General features: G+C 63.3%; 18 protein-coding genes and 1 riboswitch. Of the genes, 9 read left to right on the top strand and 9 right to left on the bottom strand.

The genetic code is table 11. The features are described 5' to 3' along the window. Positions 1-3 precede the first annotated feature (3 nt). Complete coding sequence (madM, locus tag M2395_RS24090; RefSeq protein ID WP_016968745.1) at positions 4-771, top strand: malonate transporter subunit MadM; 768 nt, start codon at positions 4-6, stop codon at positions 769-771. A gap of 14 nt (positions 772-785) precedes the next feature. On the opposite strand, the gene M2395_RS24085 is transcribed toward madM, so the two are convergent. Further along, entirely contained in the window at positions 786-1703 is a 918-nt protein-coding gene (locus M2395_RS24085) for a LysR substrate-binding domain-containing protein (RefSeq protein WP_123431076.1), read from the bottom strand. A gap of 155 nt (positions 1704-1858) precedes the next feature. On the opposite strand from M2395_RS24085, the gene M2395_RS24080 reads away from it, so the two are divergent. Then, positions 1859-2476, top strand: coding sequence for a hemolysin III family protein (locus M2395_RS24080; RefSeq protein ID WP_011063984.1), 618 nt, complete (start codon positions 1859-1861; stop codon positions 2474-2476). Positions 2477-2761: 285 nt separating this feature from the next. Here the strand turns inward: M2395_RS24080 and M2395_RS24075 are convergent, their stop codons facing one another. Continuing rightward, positions 2762-3667: a LysR family transcriptional regulator gene (locus tag M2395_RS24075; protein ID WP_123431075.1), complete on the bottom strand. Its 906-nt coding sequence runs from the start codon at positions 3665-3667 to the stop codon at positions 2762-2764. 107 nt (positions 3668-3774) lie between these two features. Between M2395_RS24075 and M2395_RS24070 the strand changes: the two genes are divergently transcribed. The 3 genes from M2395_RS24070 to M2395_RS24060 are packed head-to-tail and all read left to right on the top strand — an operon-like array spanning position 3775 to position 6318. Beyond that, positions 3775-5016: a D-amino acid dehydrogenase gene (locus M2395_RS24070; RefSeq protein WP_123431074.1), complete on the top strand. Its 1242-nt coding sequence runs from the start codon at positions 3775-3777 to the stop codon at positions 5014-5016. 20 nt (positions 5017-5036) lie between these two features. After that, positions 5037-5387: a RidA family protein gene (locus tag M2395_RS24065; RefSeq protein WP_011063981.1), complete on the top strand. Its 351-nt coding sequence runs from the start codon at positions 5037-5039 to the stop codon at positions 5385-5387. Positions 5388-5415: 28 nt separating this feature from the next. Beyond that, complete coding sequence (locus tag M2395_RS24060; protein ID WP_011063980.1) at positions 5416-6318, top strand: transporter substrate-binding domain-containing protein; 903 nt, start codon at positions 5416-5418, stop codon at positions 6316-6318. 16 nt (positions 6319-6334) lie between these two features. On the opposite strand, the gene M2395_RS24055 is transcribed toward M2395_RS24060, so the two are convergent. Further along, positions 6335-7054: a 16S rRNA (uracil(1498)-N(3))-methyltransferase gene (locus tag M2395_RS24055; protein WP_019095274.1), complete on the bottom strand. Its 720-nt coding sequence runs from the start codon at positions 7052-7054 to the stop codon at positions 6335-6337. 83 nt (positions 7055-7137) lie between these two features. Then, positions 7138-8544, bottom strand: coding sequence for an adenosylmethionine--8-amino-7-oxononanoate transaminase (locus tag M2395_RS24050; protein ID WP_065365096.1), 1407 nt, complete (start codon positions 8542-8544; stop codon positions 7138-7140). A 317-nt stretch (positions 8545-8861) separates the two neighbouring features. Between M2395_RS24050 and M2395_RS24045 the strand changes: the two genes are divergently transcribed. Together M2395_RS24045 and M2395_RS24040 are read left to right on the top strand one after the other, a co-directional pair. Continuing rightward, a complete protein-coding gene (locus M2395_RS24045; protein WP_123431073.1) occupies positions 8862-9413 on the top strand; it encodes a cytochrome b in 552 nt (183 codons plus the stop codon). Positions 9414-9445: 32 nt separating this feature from the next. After that, the gene (locus tag M2395_RS24040) at positions 9446-10042 is read left to right on the top strand and encodes a YceI family protein (protein ID WP_011063976.1); all 597 of its coding nucleotides are present in this window, start codon (positions 9446-9448) and stop codon (positions 10040-10042) included. 299 nt (positions 10043-10341) lie between these two features. Here M2395_RS24040 and M2395_RS24035 read toward each other — a convergent pair whose 3' ends face one another. The 4 genes from M2395_RS24035 to ahcY all read right to left on the bottom strand — a co-directional run bounded on the left by M2395_RS24035 (position 10342) and on the right by ahcY (position 15818). Next, positions 10342-12210 carry a DEAD/DEAH box helicase gene (locus M2395_RS24035; protein ID WP_041120219.1) on the bottom strand — a complete coding sequence of 623 codons (1869 nt, stop codon included), beginning with the start codon at positions 12208-12210 and terminating at the stop codon, positions 10342-10344. A gap of 223 nt (positions 12211-12433) precedes the next feature. Beyond that, positions 12434-13249 carry an ABC transporter substrate-binding protein gene (locus M2395_RS24030; RefSeq protein WP_011063974.1) on the bottom strand — a complete coding sequence of 272 codons (816 nt, stop codon included), beginning with the start codon at positions 13247-13249 and terminating at the stop codon, positions 12434-12436. Between the two features lie 124 nt (positions 13250-13373). After that, positions 13374-14219 (bottom strand): methylenetetrahydrofolate reductase [NAD(P)H], encoded by an 846-nt coding sequence (metF, locus tag M2395_RS24025; RefSeq protein WP_123431072.1) that lies wholly within the window; start codon positions 14217-14219, stop codon positions 13374-13376. A gap of 189 nt (positions 14220-14408) precedes the next feature. Next, a complete protein-coding gene (gene ahcY, locus M2395_RS24020) occupies positions 14409-15818 on the bottom strand; it encodes an adenosylhomocysteinase (RefSeq protein ID WP_011063972.1) in 1410 nt (469 codons plus the stop codon). 21 nt (positions 15819-15839) lie between these two features. Beyond that, positions 15840-15946, bottom strand: a riboswitch (S-adenosyl-L-homocysteine riboswitch). Between the two features lie 199 nt (positions 15947-16145). Here ahcY and M2395_RS24015 point away from each other — a divergent pair. Continuing rightward, the gene (locus M2395_RS24015) at positions 16146-16550 is read left to right on the top strand and encodes an acyl-CoA thioesterase (RefSeq protein WP_041120217.1); all 405 of its coding nucleotides are present in this window, start codon (positions 16146-16148) and stop codon (positions 16548-16550) included. 73 nt (positions 16551-16623) lie between these two features. After that, entirely contained in the window at positions 16624-17511 is an 888-nt protein-coding gene (locus tag M2395_RS24010) for a formate/nitrite transporter family protein (RefSeq protein ID WP_011063970.1), read from the top strand. Here M2395_RS24010 and M2395_RS24005 read toward each other — a convergent pair whose 3' ends face one another. Further along, the gene (locus tag M2395_RS24005) at positions 17512-18771 is read right to left on the bottom strand and encodes a sodium:proton antiporter (protein WP_011063969.1); all 1260 of its coding nucleotides are present in this window, start codon (positions 18769-18771) and stop codon (positions 17512-17514) included. It abuts the gene before it with no gap. Positions 18772-18908: the final 137 nt, after the last annotated feature.

Below are 18908 nucleotides of genomic sequence, written 5' to 3'. Positions count from 1 at the left end.
GCCATGTACGAATCGATGATGAAGGTCATTACCGGCTACGGGCTGATCAGCGGCTTCGCGGTGATCGGGATCACCATGTGGGTGTCCTACTGGATCTCCAACACCTTTACCAAGGGCCGCCTGCACGGCTCGGCCATCGCCATTCTTTTGGGGCTGGTGCTGTCTTACGTGGGCGGCGCCTTCACCGGCGGGCAGAAGGGCGTAGTAGATATTCCGCTGCTGTCGGGCATCGGCCTGCTGGGCGGGGCCATGCTGCGGGACTTCGCGATTGTCGCCACGGCCTTCGGGGTCAGTGTCGAGGAGCTCAAGCGCGCCGGGTTCGTGGGCGTGCTGGCGCTGTTCGTCGGGGTTGGCTCGTCCTTTGTCGCCGGGGTCGGCGTGGCCATGGCCTTTGGCTACACCGATGCGGTGAGCCTGACCACCATCGGTGCCGGGGCGGTGACCTACATCGTCGGCCCGGTGACCGGTGCGGCGATTGGCGCCAGCTCCGAAGTCATGGCGCTGTCGATTGCCGCGGGGTTGATCAAGGCGATCCTGGTGATGGTGATGACGCCGTTCGTGGCGCCGTTGATCGGCCTCAACAACCCGCGCAGCGCGGTGATCTTCGGCGGCTTGATGGGCACCTCCAGCGGCGTCGCCGGGGGCCTGGCGGCCACCGATCCGAAGCTGGTGCCCTACGGTTGCCTGACGGCGGCGTTCTACACCGCCCTGGGTTGCCTGCTCGGGCCGTCGTTGCTGTTCCTGTTGATGCGCGGCCTGCTGGGCGCGTAGGCGCCGGCCGGCTTCTAGGGGTTTTGGCGGTTGGCGTACATCCGGCATTCGGCCAGCAGCGCCAGCAGGTTCGGGTCGCGTTCCTTGGCCTTGAGAAACACCACGCCGATATGCTGCTGCAGGCGGTAGCGCGCCTGCAGCGGTATCAGTTTCACGCGGTTCTCATACACCGCCGCGATCCTCCCCGGCAGCAACGCATAACCCACCCCGGAGCTGACCATGCTCAGCAGGGTGAAGATGTCGTTGACCTGCATCGCCACCTTGGGTTCGAACCCCGCCTGCTTGAACACTCGCACCCCGTCCTGATGGGTGGCAAAGCCCTGGGTCAGGGTGATGAAGGTGGCGTCGCGCACGTCGGCCAGGTCCACTTCGCTCTGCTGGGCAAAGGGCGAATCGGCGGGGGTGGCGAGAAAAATGTCATCGGAAAACAACGGCAGTTGCTCGCAGTCCGGGTCATGGGCGCTGTCGTCCAGGGAAATCAGGATGGCGTCCACTTCCATGTTCTTGAGCTTGTACAGCAGGTCGATGTTGGAGCCCAGGATCAGGTCGATGTTCAGTTCGCTGCGGCGCAGCTTGAGGCCCATGATCAGCTGCGGCACGGTTTTCACCGTCAGCGAGTAAAGTGCGCCGAGCTTGAAGCGTTCTGCTGAAAAGCCCGCCGCTTCGCGGGTCAGGCGCACGCTCTCGACCACGTCCTGCACCAGCTTCTGTGCCCGTTCCTCCAGGACGAAGGCGCTTTCCAGGGGCGTCAGGTTGCGCCCTTCATGCTTGAACAGCGGGCAGCGCAGGGCATTTTCCAGGGAGTGAATGGCCCGGTGCACGCTGACATTGCTGGTCTGCAACTCGGCGGCGGCGCGGGCCAGGTTGCCGGTGCGCATGAAGGCCAGAAACACTTCGAGCTTTTTCAGGGTCAACTCTTCGTCGATGAGCATGGTCCGGACTCTGCTGAGGAGGGGCTGATGATGCCCGATCGGTCAGGACGTGGCCGCTGGTTTTTTCTCGGCCGCGCCCCAATAGACATATTGCGCTTTCAAGCTGCAGGCCTGAGCCTTGCGTGTTTTTTCAATGTTTCAAGGGTGAGCGACTGATGTATCACGGAGAAAGATTCAACGCCTGGACCCACCTGCTGGGGGCAATCGCGGCGTTTATCGGCGGCATCTGGCTGGTGGTGCTGGCCAGCCTGGATGGCAGCCCGTGGAAGATCGTCAGCGTGGCGATCTATTCCTTCACCTTGCTGGTGCTCTACAGCGTGTCCACGGTCTACCACAGCGTGCGCGGACGGGCGAAGAACATCATGCAGAAGGTTGATCATTTTTCGATCTACCTGCTGATTGCCGGCAGTTACACGCCGTTCTGCCTGGTGACCCTGCGCGGGCCCTGGGGCTGGACCCTGTTCGGCATCGTCTGGGGGCTGGCGCTGATCGGCATCCTCCAGGAGATCAAGCCGCGCTCCGAGGCGCGGATTCTCTCCATCGTGATCTACGCGGTGATGGGCTGGATCGTCCTGGTGGCGGTCAAGCCGCTGCTGGCGGCCCTGGGGCCAGCCGGCTTCGCCTGGCTGGCCACGGGCGGGGTGCTGTACACCGTGGGCATCATCTTCTTTGCCCTCGACAGCCGCCTGCGTCATGCCCACGGCATCTGGCACCTGTTCGTGATCGCCGGCAGCCTGCTGCATTTCGTCGCGATCCTGTTCTACGTCCTGTAGCGGCCGGCTGGCCGGCGCAGCGGGTCCTCTGGATTAGCACCGTGCTGGCGGACGCCTTCGCTGGCAAGCCAGCTCCTACGGGGCGGGGTGTTGTGGATTGGTGTAGGAGCCGGCTTGCCGGCGAAGAGGCCCTCTGGATTAGCACCGGGCTGGCGGACGCTTTCGCTGGCAAGCCAGCTCCTGCGGGGCGGGGTGTTGTGGATTGGTGCAGGAGCCGGCTTGCCGGCGAAGAGGCCCTCTGGATTAGCACCGGGCTGGCGGATGCTTTCGCTGGCAAGCCAGCTCCTACAAGGGGCGGTCGAGCTGGGCCTGGGCCTGGCGGGCGAAGATTTCCAGCAGGCTGGCCAGGGTGTGGGGCGGCGGTTCTGCGGCGCGGGTCACGGCGTACAGGGTGATTGGTAGCGGCGGGCTCAAGGGGCGGATAGCGGTGTTGGCCGTTGAGGCGCCCAGGGCGGTAAAGGGGTCGATCAAGGCCAGCCCGGCGCCGGACTCGACCATGGCCCGGGCCAGGGAATAGGTCTGCACGGCAATGCTCACCCGCGGCGGCGGCTCCACCGACTTGAGGTAGCTGTCGAGCCGGGCCGACAACGGGTCGGCGCTGCTCAGGCCAATCAGTGGCGCGTCCGCCAGCTCCTGCAGCGCCAGGGGCTGGCCGCGGCTGTGCTCGGGCCAGAAGCCCTGCGGCGCCAGGGCCACCAGCACACCCTGGGCCAGGGGTTGGGCGCTCAGGCCCGGGTGATCCGGGGGTTGCAGGGTCAGCGCCAGGTCAATTTCGCGCATCAGCAGGTTCTGTACCAGCTCGCGGCTATGGGCGCTGGACAGTTCGCACAGGCTGTCCGGGTAAAGGCGGGTCCATTCACTGATGGCGGGCGGCAGCAAGGCCAGGGCCAGGGCCGGTGTGGCGCCGATGCGCAGGCTGTGGCCCGGCGCCCGGCGCAGGTTCTGGGCCAGGCGCCGTACCCCTTGCAGGCTCTCGCTGACCTTGTCCACTTCGCGCTCCAGCTCCAGGGCTTCCGGGGTTGGCTGCAACTTGCCCCGCACCCGCAGGAACAACGGGAAACCCAACTGCAGTTCGGCGTGCTGCAAAACCTTGGTCACCGCCGGCTGGGAGACATGCAGCAACTGCGCCGCGCCGCTGATGGAGCCGGTCTGGCGGATGGCCTGGAAAATCTCGATATGACGAAGGCGCATGGGGCAGTCCATAACCTTTGTTTATGGGAGGTCCATCTTTATTCATTGTCCGGCGCCTGTCACCTGCCCCTAACCTTGGGCCATCGACCAACAGGCCAGGGGCAGTCATGAGTCAGCGGGTTTGCATCATTGGAGGGGGCGTCATCGGCTTGGCCAGTGCCTACGCCCTGGTCCGCCAGGGCTTCGAGGTGACCCTGGTGGAGGCGCAGGAGTCCCTGGGCAGCCAGACCAGTTTCGCCAACGGCGGGCAGCTGTCCTATCGCTATGTGGCGCCTCTGGCTGATGCCGGGGTGCCCTGGCAGGCCCTGGGCTGGATGCTCAAGGGCGACTCTCCGCTCAAGCTGCGGCCACGCCTGGACCCGGCGCAGTGGCGCTGGCTGGCGGGGTTCCTCGGTGCTTGCCGGCACTCGGTGAACCGGCGCAATGGCGCGCACCTGCTGCGCCTGGCGCTGCTCAGCCAGAGCACCCTGCAAAGCTGGCGCGAAGAGGATGGCCTACAGGGCTTCGACTGGCGGCGCAACGGCAAGCTGGTGACTTTCCGCGAGCAAAAAAGCTTCGAGCACGCCCGGCACAACCTGGCGGACAGCGGCCAGCAACAGGTGCTTTGCGCCGCCGAATGCACGGCCCTGGAACCGGCCCTGGGGGATACGCCCTTCGTCGGCGGTATCTATACCCCGGATGAAGAAGTGGCCGACTGCCACGCCTTCTGCCAGCAACTGGCCACGCGGCTGCGCGCTTCCGGGCGCTGCGAAATCCTACTGGGCCAGCGGGTGCGGGGCATTCGCCATGGGGGAGATAAGGTCCAGGCCATCGACCTGGGGGAGCGCGTGTTGCCGGTGGACCAACTGGTGCTGGCTGCCGGGCACCGCAGCGCCGAACTGCGCCTGCCCGGGCTCCAGCTGCCGCTGTATCCGCTCAAGGGCTACAGCCTCAGCGTGCCCATCGGCCCGCAGCACCGGGCGCCGGGCATCAGCATCACCGACTACAACCGCAAGATCGTCTATGCGCGTATCGGCCAGCAACTGCGGGTGGCGGCCATGGTCGACATCGTCGGCTTCGACCCGGCGCCAGACCCCGGCCGCCTGGCCCTGATGCGCCGTCAGGCGGCCCAGACCTTCGCCGAGGCCGGTGACTATCAGGCAGCCGTGGAATGGGCCGGCATGCGTCCGGCTACCCCCAGCGGCGTGCCGCTGATCGGGGCCACCGCCTACCGCAACCTGTGGCTCAACCTTGGCCACGGCGCGCTAGGGTTCACCCTGGCCTGTGGCAGCGGCCAGTTGCTGGGCGAACTGATCGGCCAGCGTTGCACCAGTATCGACATGCAGGGCCTGACGCCCCGCGTTGCCTGAACGTTAAAAGGAGTCTTCAGATGAGTATCCAGCGTATCCACAGCAACGAGCGCCTGAGTGGCGCGGTGAGCTTTGCCGGACTGGTGTTTCTTTCCGGGCAGGTGCCGGGGGCCAGCAGCGATATCGGCGGCCAGACCCGCGAGGTGCTGGAGAAGATCGACGCCTTGCTGGCCGAGGCCGGCAGCGACAAGGAGCACCTGCTCAGCGCGACGATCTACCTCAAGGACATCCAGGCCGATTTCGCGGTGATGAACGAAGTCTGGTCGGCCTGGCTGTCCCCCGGCCAGGCGCCGGCGCGCACCACCTTGCAGGCGGCCCTGGCGCGCCCGCAGATCCTTGTAGAAATCAGCATCATCGCGGCCCGCCGCTAACTGCCCTTACCCACAACGGAGAATAACAATGCATAAGATCACGTTGCTCGGCTGCACCTTGGGGCTGCTGTTCAGCGCCATGTCCCAGGCCAATGAAGCGCCTCTGCAGGGCACCCTGGCGAAGATCGCCAACAGCGCCAGTATTACCTTGGGTTATCGCGATGCCTCGGTGCCCTTTTCCTACGTGGGGGATAACAGCGGCAAGCCCATGGGTTATTCCGTGGAGCTGGCGAGCAAGGTGGTGGAGCGCATCCAGCAGCAGTTGCACCTGCCCAACCTGAAGGTGAAATACAACCTGGTGACCTCGCAGACCCGCATTCCCCTGGTGCAGAACGGCACCGTGGACCTGGAGTGCGGTTCCACCGGGGTGACGGCCGAGCGGCAGAAGCAGGTGGCGTTTTCCTACGGTTTCATCTACGTCAAAGGCCAGTTGCTGACCGCCAAGGACAGCGGGATCAAGAGCTTCGCCGACCTGCGGGGCAAGAACGTGGTGACCACGGCGGGGACCACCAACGAGCGCTTTCTCAAGAGCTACAACGTCGAGCACAAGATCGACATGTTCGTGATCAGCGCCAAGGACCACGGCGAGGCCTTCCAGATGCTCCAGTCGGGGCGTGCGGCGGCGTTCTACATGGACGATGCGTTGCTGTACGGCGAGCGGGCCAAGGCCCGGGATCCGCACAACTGGGTGGTGGTGGGGGAAGAACAGTCGCGGGAGATCTACAGCTGCATGGTGCGCAAGGATGACCCGCAGTTCCTGGCCCTGGTCAATGGTGCCCTGGCGGACCTGTACCGCTCCGGGGAGATCAACGGCATTTACCAGCGCTGGTTCCAGCAGCCGATTCCGCCCAAGGGCCTGAACCTGGAATTCCCCATGACCAGTGAACTCAAAGCGATCATCGCCCAGCCCACCAGCGATCCGGTGCAATAGCCACCACCAGGAGGGGTTAGAAGTCGCCCCACAGTTGCTGGGCCACGGCCAGGGCCACCACGGGGGCGGTTTCGGTACGCAGCACCCGCGGCCCCAAGCGTGCGGGGAGGAAACCGGCGCTGTGGGACAGCTCCACTTCGGCGTCTGTCAGGCCGCCTTCAGGGCCAATGAGGAACGCCAGGCTGGCAGGCTTGGCGTGGCTTTCCAGGGGCTGGGCCACGGGGTGCAGCACCAGCTTCAGGTCGGCCCGGGCCTGCTTGATCCAGTCCGCCAGCAGCACGGGTGGGTGGATCACCGGGACCTGTGAGCGGCCGCACTGTTCGCAGGCGCTGATGGCCACCTGGCGCCAGTGCAGCAGGCGCTTGTCGGCGCGCTCGTCCTTGAGCCGCACTTCGCAGCGCTCGCTGAAGATCGGGGTGATTTCGCTGACCCCAAGCTCCGTGGCCTTCTGGATCGCCCAGTCCATGCGCTCGCCCCGGGACAGGCCCTGGCCCAGGTGAATCCGCAGCGGTGATTCTGCCTGGCCGGCGAAGCTTTCATTCAGCTGGACCCGAACCCGCTTCTTGCCCACTTCCACCAGAGCCCCGCGAAACTCGGTGCCCGAGCCATCGAACACCTGCAGGGCAGCACCTTCGGCCATGCGCAGTACGCGCCCGATGTAGTGTGCCTGGGCTTCCGGCAACTCGTGTTCGCCTAGGCTCAGGGGGGCGTCGATAAAGAAGCGGGACAATCTCATCTGGGTTCTCTGCTGAATGTGAATCGGTGGAAAGCGTTCTGTGGCGAGGGAGCAAGCTCCCTGGCCACAACTAACGACCTGCTCTAGCCCGGATCGCGAAAGCCGGGGTGGAAGTCCTTGGGCACCGCCACGCTGACCTGGTCGCGGGTGGCGATATCGATGCCTTCACTGGCGACTTCGGCGAGGAAGTCGATCTGTTCCGGGGTGATCACGTACGGCGGCAGGAAATACACCACGCTGCCCAGGGGACGCAACAGGGCGCCGCGTTCCAGGGCGTGCTGGAAGACTTTCAGGCCGCGGCGTTCCTGCCAGGGGTAGGCGGTCTTGCTGGCCTTGTCCTGGACCATCTCGATGGCCAGGACCATGCCGGTCTGGCGTACTTCGGCAACGTGGGGGTGGTCCACCAGGTGCGCGGTGGCGCTGGCCATGCGCCGGGCAAGCGCGTGGTTGTTCTCCACCACCTTGTCCTGCTCGAAGATATCCAGGGTCGCCAGGGCCGCGGCACAGGCCAGCGGGTTACCGGTGTAGCTGTGGGAGTGGAGGAAGGCGCGCAGGGTCGGGTAGTCGTCGTAGAAGGCGCTGTAGACATCGTCGGTGGTCATGCACGCGGCCAGGGGCAGGTAGCCGCCGGTCAGGGCCTTGGACAGGCACAGGAAATCCGGGCGGATGCCGGCCTGCTCGCAGGCGAACATCGTGCCGGTGCGGCCGAAACCCACGGCGATCTCGTCATGGATCAGGTGCACGCCATAGCGGTCGCAGGCTTCGCGCAGCAGCTTGAGGTACACCGGGTGATACATGCGCATGCCGCCGGCGCCCTGGATCAGCGGCTCGACTATGACCGCGGCCACTGTTTCGTGGTGCTCGGCCAGGGTCTGCTCCATGGCGGCGAACATGTTCCGCGAGTGTTCTTCCCAGCTCATGCCTTCGGGCCGCAGGTAGCAGTCCGGGCTCGGCACCTTGAGGGTGTCCAGCAGCAGGGCCTTGTAGGTCTCGGTGAACAGCGGCACATCGCCCACTGACATGGCGGCGATGGTTTCGCCGTGGTAGCTGTTGCTCAGGGTGACGAAGCGCTTCTTGTTCGGTTGGCCGCGGTTGATCCAGTAGTGAAAGCTCATCTTCATCGCCACTTCGATGCATGACGAACCGTTGTCGGCGTAGAAGCAGCGGGTCAGGCCTTCGGGGGTGATCTTGACCAGGCGCTCGGACAACTCGATCACCGGCTGGTGGCTGAAGCCGGCGAGGATCACGTGTTCCAGCTGGTCCACCTGGTCCTTGATGCGCTGGTTGATGCGCGGGTTGGCGTGGCCGAACACATTGACCCACCAGGAGCTGACCGCATCCAGGTAGCGTTTGCCTTCGAAGTCTTCCAGCCAGACGCCTTCGCCTCGCTTGATGGGGATCAACGGCAGCTGTTCGTGGTCTTTCATCTGGGTGCAGGGATGCCACAGCACCGCAAGATCGCGTTGCATCCACTGGTTATTCAGGCCCATGTACAGTCTCCTGGAAGCGGCCCGCCAACGGCGCGGGCGAACAATCGGGCAAGCCTATGCAATGCATGGCCGCGGGACAACCTATTGTGCAAGACGCGCCACGGCGTGATGCGTCAGGTGCAAAGACGCCGCCTGCAAGACCCAGGGCACGGCACGAGGGAGCAAGGAGGCTGGCTTGGCGTGAGGCTTAATCTTTTCTTAACGCGCTCGGTCCAGACTACTGATCGTATTTCTCGATATTTCAAAGCAAAAAATTCCGCTTTAATTCGATAGGTAAATCGCTAGTCTTGATCTGCGTTTCTTACAGGATGCAACTGATGCAGTTACGTAATTCTTCTTCTCGCTATGGTTGGGTCAGCATTGTTCTGCACTGGGGCGTGGCCCTGGCGGTGTTTGGTCTGTTCGCCCTGGGCCTGTGGATGGTCGGCCTCGACTACTACAGCACCTGGCGCAAAGACGCGCCGGACCTGCACAAGAGTATCGGCCTGACACTGTTTGCAATCATGCTGCTGCGGGTGTTGTGGCGGTGGGTCAGCCCACCGCCGCTGGCCCCGGCCAACCATGGGCCGCTGACCCGCCTGGGGGCCAAGCTGGGGCACGCGTTCCTCTACCTCGGCCTGTTCGCGGTCATGATTGCCGGTTACCTGATCTCCACCGCCGACGGCGTGGGTATCCCGGTGTTCGGCTTGTTTGAAGTTCCTGCCCTGATCTCCGGACTACCGGACCAGGCAGATGTAGCAGGTGTGGTGCATCTGTACCTGGCCTGGGCACTGGTGATCTTTGCCGGTATCCATGGCCTGGCTGCGCTGAAGCACCACTTTATCGATCGTGATGCGACCCTTACCCGTATGCTGGGTCGCAAAGCCTGATGTTCAACCTTGACTCAAAAGGAATAGAAAGCATGTTGAAAAAGACTCTCGCCGCTCTGGCAATCGGATCTGCTGTATTGGCGGCCGGTCAAGTGATGGCAGCGGACTACGTGATCGACAAGGAAGGCCAGCACGCCTTCGTCGACTTCAAGATCAGCCACCTGGGCTACAGCTTCATCACCGGTACCTTCAAGGACCTGGACGGCAAGTTCAGCTTTGACGCGGCCAAGCCGGAAGACGCCAAGATCGAAGTCAACGTGCGCACCGCCAGCGTGTTCACCAACCACGCCGAACGTGACAAGCACATCACCAGCAAGGACTTCCTGGACGCTGGCAAGTTTGCCGACGCCAAGTTCGTCTCCACCAGCGTCAAGCCCACCGGCAAGAACGCCGACGGCAAGCTGACCGCTGACGTGGCCGGCGACCTGACCCTGCATGGCGTGACCAAGCCGGTCGTGGTCAAGGCCACCTTCCTGGGTGAAGGCAAGGACCCATGGGGCGGCTACCGTGCCGGCTTCGAAGGTACCACCAGCATCAATCGCCAGGATTTCGGCAAGATGATGGACCTGGGCCCGGCCTCCAACAATGTCGACCTGTACATCAGCTTCGAAGGCGTGAAAGCGAAGTAATGCTTCGTCTGTAGCCGCTGCCGCAGGCTGCGACAAGGCCCGCAGGGCCTTCGCGATCTCCCCCGCACAGCCCTTACAGGACTGATCGCAACCTGCGAAAGCAAAAAAACGCCCCCGACCACAAACCGGGGGCGTTTTTTATTGCCCGTCATGAAATGCGGTAAACCGGTCAGGTCCTGGCGCCGGGTTCCCCGTCGTTCGCAGCCTGCGGCAGCGGCTACAGAAACGCCCTCGACCAGCCACCATGAAAAACGCCCCGGGCCTTGCGGCCAGGGGCGTTTTTCATTTCAGCGCGAGGCTCAGCGGTTGCGGGTCAGCAGCGCCGGCTTTTCGCCCCGTGGACGGCTTGGCAACTGATCCAGCTGCTCAGGCGTCGGGAAACGATCGGCCTTGGATTCCTTGTGCATGATCTTCGGCTGGTTGCCCCGAGGACTCTGCACGGCCGGTTCCTGGCGTGGCTGATCGTCACGGTTCGGGCGGCGATTGCGCGGCTCGTCGCGACGGCCCTGGCTGTCACGAGGGGCGCCGTTGCGCGGGCCGCCACTGCGCTTGGCCGGCGCGGTGCCGGTGGTGCTGCCGTTGCTGTTGCGCGGGTTGCCGGAACGACCCTGGCCACCACCGGCACCGCCGCGTGGCGGATTGCCAGCGCCCGCACCCTGGGCCGGAGCCCCTGGACGGCGGCCGCGGCCCTGGTTGTTCTTGTTCTGGTACGGGCTGACGTAGTCAGCGCGGTTACCGAAGTTGTCCACGTCGTCGTCGAGGAACTCGTCCGGTGCGCGATCGGCACGGGGCGTCGGTTGACGCTGTTCGCGGGCCGGGGTGCCTTCACGAGGCTTCTGCTCGCGGGCCGGGCGTTCGCCACGGGCGGGTTTTTCCTTGCCGCCCTTGTCCTTGCCCTTGTCCTTGCGACCGCCACCACCGCCACCGCCGTTCGGGCCATCGCCGCGTGGGCCACGGGGATTGCGCGGGTTGCGCACATCCGGACGCTCGCGCACTTCCGGCTTCTCGGCTTCCACTGCGCTGGCATCGAAGCCCATCAGGTCACCGTCGGCGATCTTCTGCTTGGTCATGCGCTCGATGCTTTTCAGCAGTTTCTCTTCGTCCGGAGCCACCAGGGAGATGGCTTCGCCGGAGCGACCGGCACGGCCGGTACGGCCAATACGGTGCACGTAGTCTTCGTCGACGTTAGGCAGTTCGAAGTTGACCACGTGAGGCAGTTGGTCGATATCCAGGCCGCGGGCGGCGATATCGGTGGCGACCAGGATCCGCACTTCGCCGGCCTTGAAGTCGGCCAGCGCTTTGGTACGGGCGTTCTGGCTCTTGTTGCCGTGGATCGCCACAGCGCTCAGGCCGTGCTTGTCCAGGTACTCGGCCAGGCGGTTGGCGCCGTGCTTGGTCCGGGTGAACACCAGGACCTGTTCCCAGGCGCCGGCGGTGATCAGGTGCGCCAGCAGGGCACGCTTGTGGCTGGCCGGCAGGCGGAAGACCCGCTGCTCGATACGCTCCACCGTGGTGTTCGGCGGGGTCACTTCGATGCGCTCGGGGTTGTGCAGCAGCTTGCCGGCCAGGTCCGTGATGTCCTTGGAGAAGGTCGCGGAGAACAGCAGGTTCTGGCGCTTGGCGGGCAGGCGGGCGAGGACTTTCTTGACGTCATGGACGAAGCCCATGTCGAGCATGCGGTCGGCTTCGTCGAGAACCAGGATTTCCACGTGGGACAGGTCGACGCTGCCCTGGCCAGCCAGGTCCAGCAGACGGCCGGGGCACGCCACCAGCACATCGACGCCACGGGCCATGGCCTGAACCTGCGGGTTCATGCCGACGCCGCCGAAGATGCAGGCGCTGACGAACTTCAGGTCGCGGGCGTACAGCTTGAAGCTGTCATGCACTTGCGCGGCCAGCTCGCGAGTGGGGGTCAGGACCAGTACGCGGGGTTGGCGCGGGCCATGACGCTGGGATTTGTCCGGATGACCGTTGGGAAACAACCGTTCCAGGATCGGAAGGGCGAAACCGCCGGTTTTACCAGTACCTGTCTGTGCCGCGACCATCAGATCGCGACCTTGCAACACGGCGGGAATGGCCCGCTGTTGCACCGGAGTAGGCTGGGTGTAGCCGGCGGCTTCGATGGCGCCGACTAAAGCCTCGGAGAGACCGAGGGAAGCAAAGGACATGAGTAATCCTGTTTTAGTGAGGGCTTGGCCCAAAGGGATAATCTTGCCGGGCGTGAATGGCGTTTAAGAGGACGCAATCCCGTCCGGTCCTGCTGGCCTGAAGGGTCATTCACCGGCGGCTCGCGCGGGCCGGTTGGCTGCGCCGTAGCGGGGTGGAGAGGCCTTGAACAGGGTCCAGCGTCCGGGCGTGAGCCTGGCGGGAGGCCGGAGTATAACAGAGCAATCAGTGTGCGCTGCTTTCCTGCTGCTCAACGGTTTTTTCTGACTCGCGGGTTGATGAAGACCTGACCGGCGGCAGAGCAGGTTCAGCACCGTACTTGGCGCTCAGTTGGGCGTAGGCCGGTTCGCGCTTGAAGCGCTTCAGTTCGGCGCCGAAGCGCTGTACCAGCAGGTCCATGCCGGCATTGCGGCGCACGGCCAGGTATTGGCTCTGGCGGCTGATGACAGTGGGGTTCTGGCTGACCTGGTCACGCAGCCCCAGGCTGTCCAGCAGGTGCTGGCCGACCCGTTTGTCGGTAATCAGCAGGTCGATCCGCCCCAGCAGCAGCTTGCCGAAATTGGCTTCGTGGGTGGGGGCCGGTTCGCGGTTGAACAGGGTCGAGTTGCTGAAATCGTCGCTGTACAGATAGCCGGGGGAAGTGCCGATGGTCAGGCCCTTGAGTTCGTTCAGGCGCTTGAACGGGTGTGGGCGCTGGTTGGCATAGAACATCACGAACTCCACGTCCGAGAGCGGCTCGTTGGGGTAGAGCAGGGTGCCGTCGCGCTGGTCGCTGTGGAAGATGTCCAGGGCGCCATCGGCCTGGCCGGTTTCCAGCATCGCCAGGCAGCGTTTCCAGGGCAGGAACTGCCACTGCACCTCTATGCCCAGGCGCTGGAAGACAATGGCGGTGGTTTCGTAGTCCAGGCCCTTGGCCGTGCCATTTTCCTCATAGACATAGGGCGCCCAGGGTTCGGTGACAATGCGCAGCTTCTCGCCATGGGCGGCAAGGCTCAGGCAAGTGCAGAGAAAGGTGGTCAGCAACCGGGCTATGACGGACATTGCTGGAGATTACGACGAGAGATCATGCAATTGCTAGAGGCAGTTCCGGACGCTCTAGCTCAAGGCTGCTGCAAACAAAAAGGCCCCGGTTTTCACCAGGGCCCGGAGCTTGGGTTGCAGCCTGTCAGCGTGGCAGCTGGAGGTTGCTCCAGATCGCCAGGCTCGGGTCGGCCTGGTTCAAGGTATAGAAGTGCAGTCCGGGTGCGCCGCCCTGGAGCAGGCGTTCGCACATGTCACTGATTACCTGTTCACCGAAGGCCTGGATGCTGGCGCTGTCATCGCCATAGGCTTCCAGCTGCTTGCGGATCCAGCGCGGAATCTCTGCGCCGCAGGCGTCGGAGAAGCGCGCCAGCTTGCTGTAGTTGGTGATGGGCATGATGCCCGGCACGATCGGGATGTTCACGCCCATCTTCTGCACGCGCTCGACGAAGTAGAAGTAGCTGTCGGCGTTGAAGAAGTACTGGGTGATCGCGCTGTCGGCACCGGCATTGGCCTTGCGCACGAAGTTGACCAGGTCTTCCTCGAAGTTGCGCGCTTGCGGGTGCATTTCTGGGTAGGCGGCGACTTCGATATGGAAGTGGCTGCCGGTTTCCTCGCGGATGAAGCTCACCAGGTCATTGGCGTAGCGCAGTTCACCGCTGGCCATGCCCATGCCCGAAGGCAGGTCGCCACGCAGGGCGACAATGCGCTTGATGCCGGCTGCCTGGTACTGCTGCAGCAGGCCGCGCAGGTCGTCCTTGCTGTCGCCGACGCAGGACAGGTGCGGCGCCGCAGGGACTTTAACTTCGCTCTCCAGTTGCAGCACGGTGTTGACCGTGCGATCACGGGTCGAGCCGCCGGCACCGTAGGTGCAGGAAAAGAAATCGGGGTTGTAGCCGGCCAGCTGACGGGCAGTGGCGAGCAGTTTTTCATGCCCAGCATCGGTCTTGGTGGGGAAGAACTCGAAGCTGTAGCGACGATCTTTGGACATGGAGGGGACCTCCAGTTGCAAGTAACAGGCGGCAAGCGCCAAGAAAAAGCGGAGGTGCGCTGGTTTCTTGTGCCTGCAGCCTGCTGCTTGAAACTGCTATAGCGATTAGGGCAAGCACCAGGTCAGTTGCAGCAAGCAGAGCTTTTGGCTCTTTGCTTGCCGCTGATGACTTGCCGCCTGCAGCTGCTCTTAGTAGCGGTAGGCGTCTGGCTTGAACGGGCCTTCGACGGTTACGCCGATGTATTCAGCCTGTTGCTTGGTCAGTTGAGTGACCACGCCGCCGAAGCCGCGAACCATTTCCAGGGCCACTTCTTCGTCGAGTTTCTTCGGCAGTACTTCAACAGTCAGGCGCTCGGCTTTCTGGGCCGGCGACAGGTCGGCGTACTTCTGGCCGAACAGGAAGATCTGTGCCAGGACCTGGTTGGCGAACGAACCGTCCATGATGCGGCTTGGGTGACCGGTGGCGTTGCCCAGGTTCACCAGGCGGCCTTCGGCCAGCAGGATCAGGTAGTCGTCGTTCTGTGCATCGAAATCGCCAGGGCCGGTGCGGTGGATCTTGTGCACCTGTGGCTTCACTTCTTCCCATGCCCAGTTCTTGCGCATGAAAGCGGTGTCGATTTCGTTGTCGAAGTGGCCGATGTTGCAGACCACGGCACGCTTTTTCAGGGCCTTGAGCATGTTTGCGTCGCAAACATTGACGTTACCGGTGGTGGTCACGATCAGGTCGATCTTGCCCAGCAGGGCTTTGTCGATGCTGGCTTCGGTGCCGTGGTTGATACCGTCGATGAACGGCGAAACCAGCTCGAAACCGTCCATGCAGGCTTGCATGGCGCAGATCGGGTCCACTTCCGAAACCTTGACGATCATGCCTTCCTGACGCAGGGACTGGGCCGAGCCCTTGCCCACGTCACCGTAGCCGATGACCAGCGCTTGCTTGCCGGACAGCAGGTGGTCGGTGCCGCGCTTGATGGCGTCGTTCAGGCTGTGACGGCAGCCGTACTTGTTGTCGTTCTTGCTCTTGGTCACCGAGTCGTTGACGTTGATCGCAGGAACCTTCAGCTCGCCCTTGGCCAGCATGTCCAGCAGGCGGTGCACGCCGGTGGTGGTTTCTTCGGTCACGCCGTGAACGCGGTCCAGTACCTGTGGGTACTTGTCGTGCAGCAGCTGGGTCAGGTCGCCGCCGTCGTCGAGGATCATGTTGGCGTCCCAAGGCTTGCCATCCTTGAGGATGGTCTGCTCCAGGCACCACTCGTACTCTTCTTCGGTCTCGCCTTTCCAGGCGAACACAGGAATGCCGGCAGCGGCGATGGAGGCTGCAGCCTGGTCTTGAGTCGAGAAAATGTTGCAGGACGACCAGCGTACTTCGGCACCCAGGGCAACCAGGGTTTCGATCAGCACGGCGGTCTGGATGGTCATGTGGATGCAGCCGAGGATCTTGGCGCCCTTGAGTGGCTGTTCAGCCAGGTACTTGCGGCGCAGACCCATCAGGGCCGGCATTTCCGATTCGGCGATGATGGTTTCGCGACGACCCCAGGCAGCCAGGGAGATGTCGGCGACTTTGTAGTCGGTAAAACCTGCAGGCGTGTTTACAGCGCTCATCAAGAGCCTCCATTCGTAGTGTGCGAATGGGCGCCGTTGTGCGTTTAGTGTCCATACAGGGAGCCCTGTACCAACAACGCCCCATCCGAGCCTGACAGGTCATGCCTGCTGCAGCGCCCCTCGGACAGGTGGCGGGAAAACGGTATCAAGTGCAGATGACCGTTTTGAAACGGTGGCGATTATAGCCGCCTGAGCCAGACTTCCAAAAGTGTTTATGTCACCTGGATGAAGATCGTTAATCGCGACCATAGTCGATGTTGCATAGAGCATGACTGCCCGGTCTGCCATTATGCCGGGCATCAATTGGCAGGACGGTCAGGAGTGCATATGAATTTCCACACCCGCAAGTGGGTTAAACCCGAAGACCTCAACCCCAACGGCACGCTGTTCGGCGGCAGCCTGTTGCGCTGGATCGACGAAGAAGCGGCGATCTACGCCATTGTCCAGCTGGGCAACCAGCGAGTCGTGACCAAGTACATCTCGGAAATCAACTTCGTCAGCGCCTCGCGCCAGGGCGACATCATCGAGCTGGGTATCACCGCCACCGAATTCGGTCGCACCTCGATCACCCTGACGTGCGAAGTGCGTAACAAGATCACTCGCAAATCCATTCTCACGGTGGAGAAGATGGTCTTCGTAAACCTGGGGGAAGACGGCCTGCCGGCGCCTCACGGCCGCACCGAAATCAAATACGTCAAAGACCAGTTCAAGGATGACGCTTGCGACGCCTGATGCCTTGCGCAGAAAGGAACAGCCCCGAGCCCAGCGTGTCGTAGCTAAATGACCCGCCTGGTTCAGGAGCCTTATGGACGCGCAAAAAGATGGCAAGACCCCCGGCCTCTCTGCTCAAGAGCAGCATGAGGTCGACCATAACCAGCCGCCCCGCGCGGCGGTCCTGCATGAAATCATCCGCACCCAGGGCGACCAGGAACTGGAGCGCAGTGTCGCAGCCCTCTGGTGGTCGGCCCTGGCTGCCGGCCTGACTATGGGCCTGTCGCTGATGGGCATGGGCCTGCTCAACTCCCGCCTGCCCGACGGCGAGGCCTTCAAGGTCATTGCCAGCTTTGGCTATTGCGCGGGTTTTCTGGCGGTGATTCTGGCGCGCCAGCAACTGTTCACGGAAAACACCCTGACTGCCGTGCTGCCGGTGATGAGCAAGCCGAGCCTGAACAACTTCGGGCGCTTGCTGCGCTTGTGGGGCGTGGTGCTGGTGGGCAACCTGTGCGGCACCCTGCTGGTGGCCTATGTGATGCTGCACTTGCCGATTTTCGACGGCAAGACCGATCAGGCCTTTCTGGAAATCGGCCGCAAGGTCATGGAGAACGACAGAGCGCAGATGTTCGCCAAGGGCATCATCTCCGGCTGGATGATTGCCACCATGGTCTGGATGATCCCGTCCATGGAGAGCGCCAAGCTGTGGATCATCATCCTGATCACCTACCTGATGGCGCTGGGGGATTTCACTCACATCGTGGTGGGCTCGGCGGAAGTGTCCTACCTGGTATTTGCCGGCGAGTTGCCGTGGCGGGATTTCTGGATGGTGTTCGCCGGGCCGACCCTGGCCGGGAATATCATTGGAGGCAGTTTCATCTTCGCCCTGATCAGCCATGCCCAGGTGCGTAGTGAAAGTGGCAAGCCGAACAGGAACGCGGACCGGGCACCGGCGCCCGATCCGCGGCAGATCAAGAAATGATCAGTGGGCCTCGGCCTTGGCCGCAGGGGCATCCTGGGTGACATGGCGCACCAGTTTGCCGATGGTCAGACCCTGTAGCAGGATCGACGACAACACCACGATGTAGGTGATGCTCAGCACCAGGTCACGCTCAGGCCCCAGGGGCAGGGCCAGCGCCAGCGCCACCGAGACGCCACCGCGCAAGCCGCCCCAGGTCAGCACGCGGATAGTGCCCCGGGGCACGCTGCGCCAGCGCCGCAACAGGAGGATTGCCGGGGCCACGGTGAGCACGCGAGAGAGCACGATGGCCACGGCCAGCAGGCTGGCAGCCGCCAGGTGCAGCCAGTTGAACGGCAGCAGCAACAGCTCCAGGCCGATCAGGGCGAACAGCAGGGCATTGAGCATGTCGTCGAGCAACTCCCAGAAACCGTCCAGGTAGCGCCGGGTCATGTCGTTCATCGCCAGGTTGCGTCCCAGGTTGCCGATGATCAGGCCGGCCACCACCATGGCAATCGGCGCCGAGACATGCAGCTCGCTGGCCATCGCCGAACCACCGATGACTAGGGCCAGGGTCAGCATCACTTCGATCTGGTGCTGCTCGATGCTCTTGATCATCAGATACACCAGGTAGCCGATCAGCCCGCCGAACAGTACGCCGCCAATGGCCTCATGCACGAACAGCCAGGCCGTGGCAGCCACGGTCGGGGTTTCCCCCAGTTGAGCGATGCCCAGCAGCACGGTGAACACCACTACCGCGGTGCCGTCGTTGAACAGCGATTCGCCGACGATGGTGGTCTTCAGCGGCTTGGAAGCGTTGGCGGTACGCAGCACACCCAGCACGGCAATCGGGTCGGTGGGGGAAATCAGCGCGCCGAACAGCAGGCAGTAGAGAAAGCTCACGTGCCAGCCGAACAGGCCGAAGATCCAGTAGGCCAGGCTGCCGATGACGAAGGTGGCGATCAGCACGCCGACCGTGGCCAGCAGGCCGATGGGCCAGCGGTAGCTGCGCAGGTCGTTGAGGTTGACGTGCAGGGCGCCGGCGAACAGCAGGAACGACAGCATCCAGTTCATCAGCAGATCGCCGAAGTCGATCTTGCCAATCAATTCTTCCACATGTTCTTCCAGGCCGGGGTAGCCCAGGTAGCTCAGGCCTTGCAGCAGCAGCGAGAACAGCAGGGCGGTGACCATCACGCCGATGGTCGGTGGCAAGCCGATAAAGCGGAAGTTGACGTAGGTGAGCAGCGTCGTCAGGCAGATAAAGGCAGCGACAAGTTCAAGCATCCGGACTCCTTTGGATGATTACAGAAAAAGCGACCTGAATGCTTTCAGGCTAAGGGTTTGATGTACCGGCGTCGGCGAGGGACACAGTTTTCGCCATCGTCGCCTGACCGCAGCCATTGACCACAGCCTCGACCCGA

Origin of the sequence: Pseudomonas sp. BIGb0176 (assembly GCF_024810175.1) — a bacterium.
Taxonomy (GTDB): domain Bacteria; phylum Pseudomonadota; class Gammaproteobacteria; order Pseudomonadales; family Pseudomonadaceae; genus Aquipseudomonas; species Aquipseudomonas protegens.
The sequence above is the reverse complement of the archived record's forward strand: the minus strand, read 5'-3'. Positions and strand labels throughout refer to the sequence as shown.

Coding starts and splice junctions, on each gene's coding strand:
- madM (WP_016968745.1), top strand. CDS start 4: ATGTACGAATCGATGATGAAGGTCATTACCGGCTACGGGCTGATCAGC.
- M2395_RS24085 (WP_123431076.1), bottom strand. CDS start 1,703: ATGCTCATCGACGAAGAGTTGACCCTGAAAAAGCTCGAAGTGTTTCTG.
- M2395_RS24080 (WP_011063984.1), top strand. CDS start 1,859: ATGTATCACGGAGAAAGATTCAACGCCTGGACCCACCTGCTGGGGGCA.
- M2395_RS24075 (WP_123431075.1), bottom strand. CDS start 3,667: ATGCGCCTTCGTCATATCGAGATTTTCCAGGCCATCCGCCAGACCGGC.
- M2395_RS24070 (WP_123431074.1), top strand. CDS start 3,775: ATGAGTCAGCGGGTTTGCATCATTGGAGGGGGCGTCATCGGCTTGGCC.
- M2395_RS24065 (WP_011063981.1), top strand. CDS start 5,037: ATGAGTATCCAGCGTATCCACAGCAACGAGCGCCTGAGTGGCGCGGTG.
- M2395_RS24060 (WP_011063980.1), top strand. CDS start 5,416: ATGCATAAGATCACGTTGCTCGGCTGCACCTTGGGGCTGCTGTTCAGC.
- M2395_RS24055 (WP_019095274.1), bottom strand. CDS start 7,054: ATGAGATTGTCCCGCTTCTTTATCGACGCCCCCCTGAGCCTAGGCGAA.
- M2395_RS24050 (WP_065365096.1), bottom strand. CDS start 8,544: ATGGGCCTGAATAACCAGTGGATGCAACGCGATCTTGCGGTGCTGTGG.
- M2395_RS24045 (WP_123431073.1), top strand. CDS start 8,862: ATGCAGTTACGTAATTCTTCTTCTCGCTATGGTTGGGTCAGCATTGTT.
- M2395_RS24040 (WP_011063976.1), top strand. CDS start 9,446: ATGTTGAAAAAGACTCTCGCCGCTCTGGCAATCGGATCTGCTGTATTG.
- M2395_RS24035 (WP_041120219.1), bottom strand. CDS start 12,210: ATGTCCTTTGCTTCCCTCGGTCTCTCCGAGGCTTTAGTCGGCGCCATC.
- M2395_RS24030 (WP_011063974.1), bottom strand. CDS start 13,249: ATGTCCGTCATAGCCCGGTTGCTGACCACCTTTCTCTGCACTTGCCTG.
- metF (WP_123431072.1), bottom strand. CDS start 14,219: ATGTCCAAAGATCGTCGCTACAGCTTCGAGTTCTTCCCCACCAAGACC.
- ahcY (WP_011063972.1), bottom strand. CDS start 15,818: ATGAGCGCTGTAAACACGCCTGCAGGTTTTACCGACTACAAAGTCGCC.
- M2395_RS24015 (WP_041120217.1), top strand. CDS start 16,146: ATGAATTTCCACACCCGCAAGTGGGTTAAACCCGAAGACCTCAACCCC.
- M2395_RS24010 (WP_011063970.1), top strand. CDS start 16,624: ATGGACGCGCAAAAAGATGGCAAGACCCCCGGCCTCTCTGCTCAAGAG.
- M2395_RS24005 (WP_011063969.1), bottom strand. CDS start 18,771: ATGCTTGAACTTGTCGCTGCCTTTATCTGCCTGACGACGCTGCTCACC.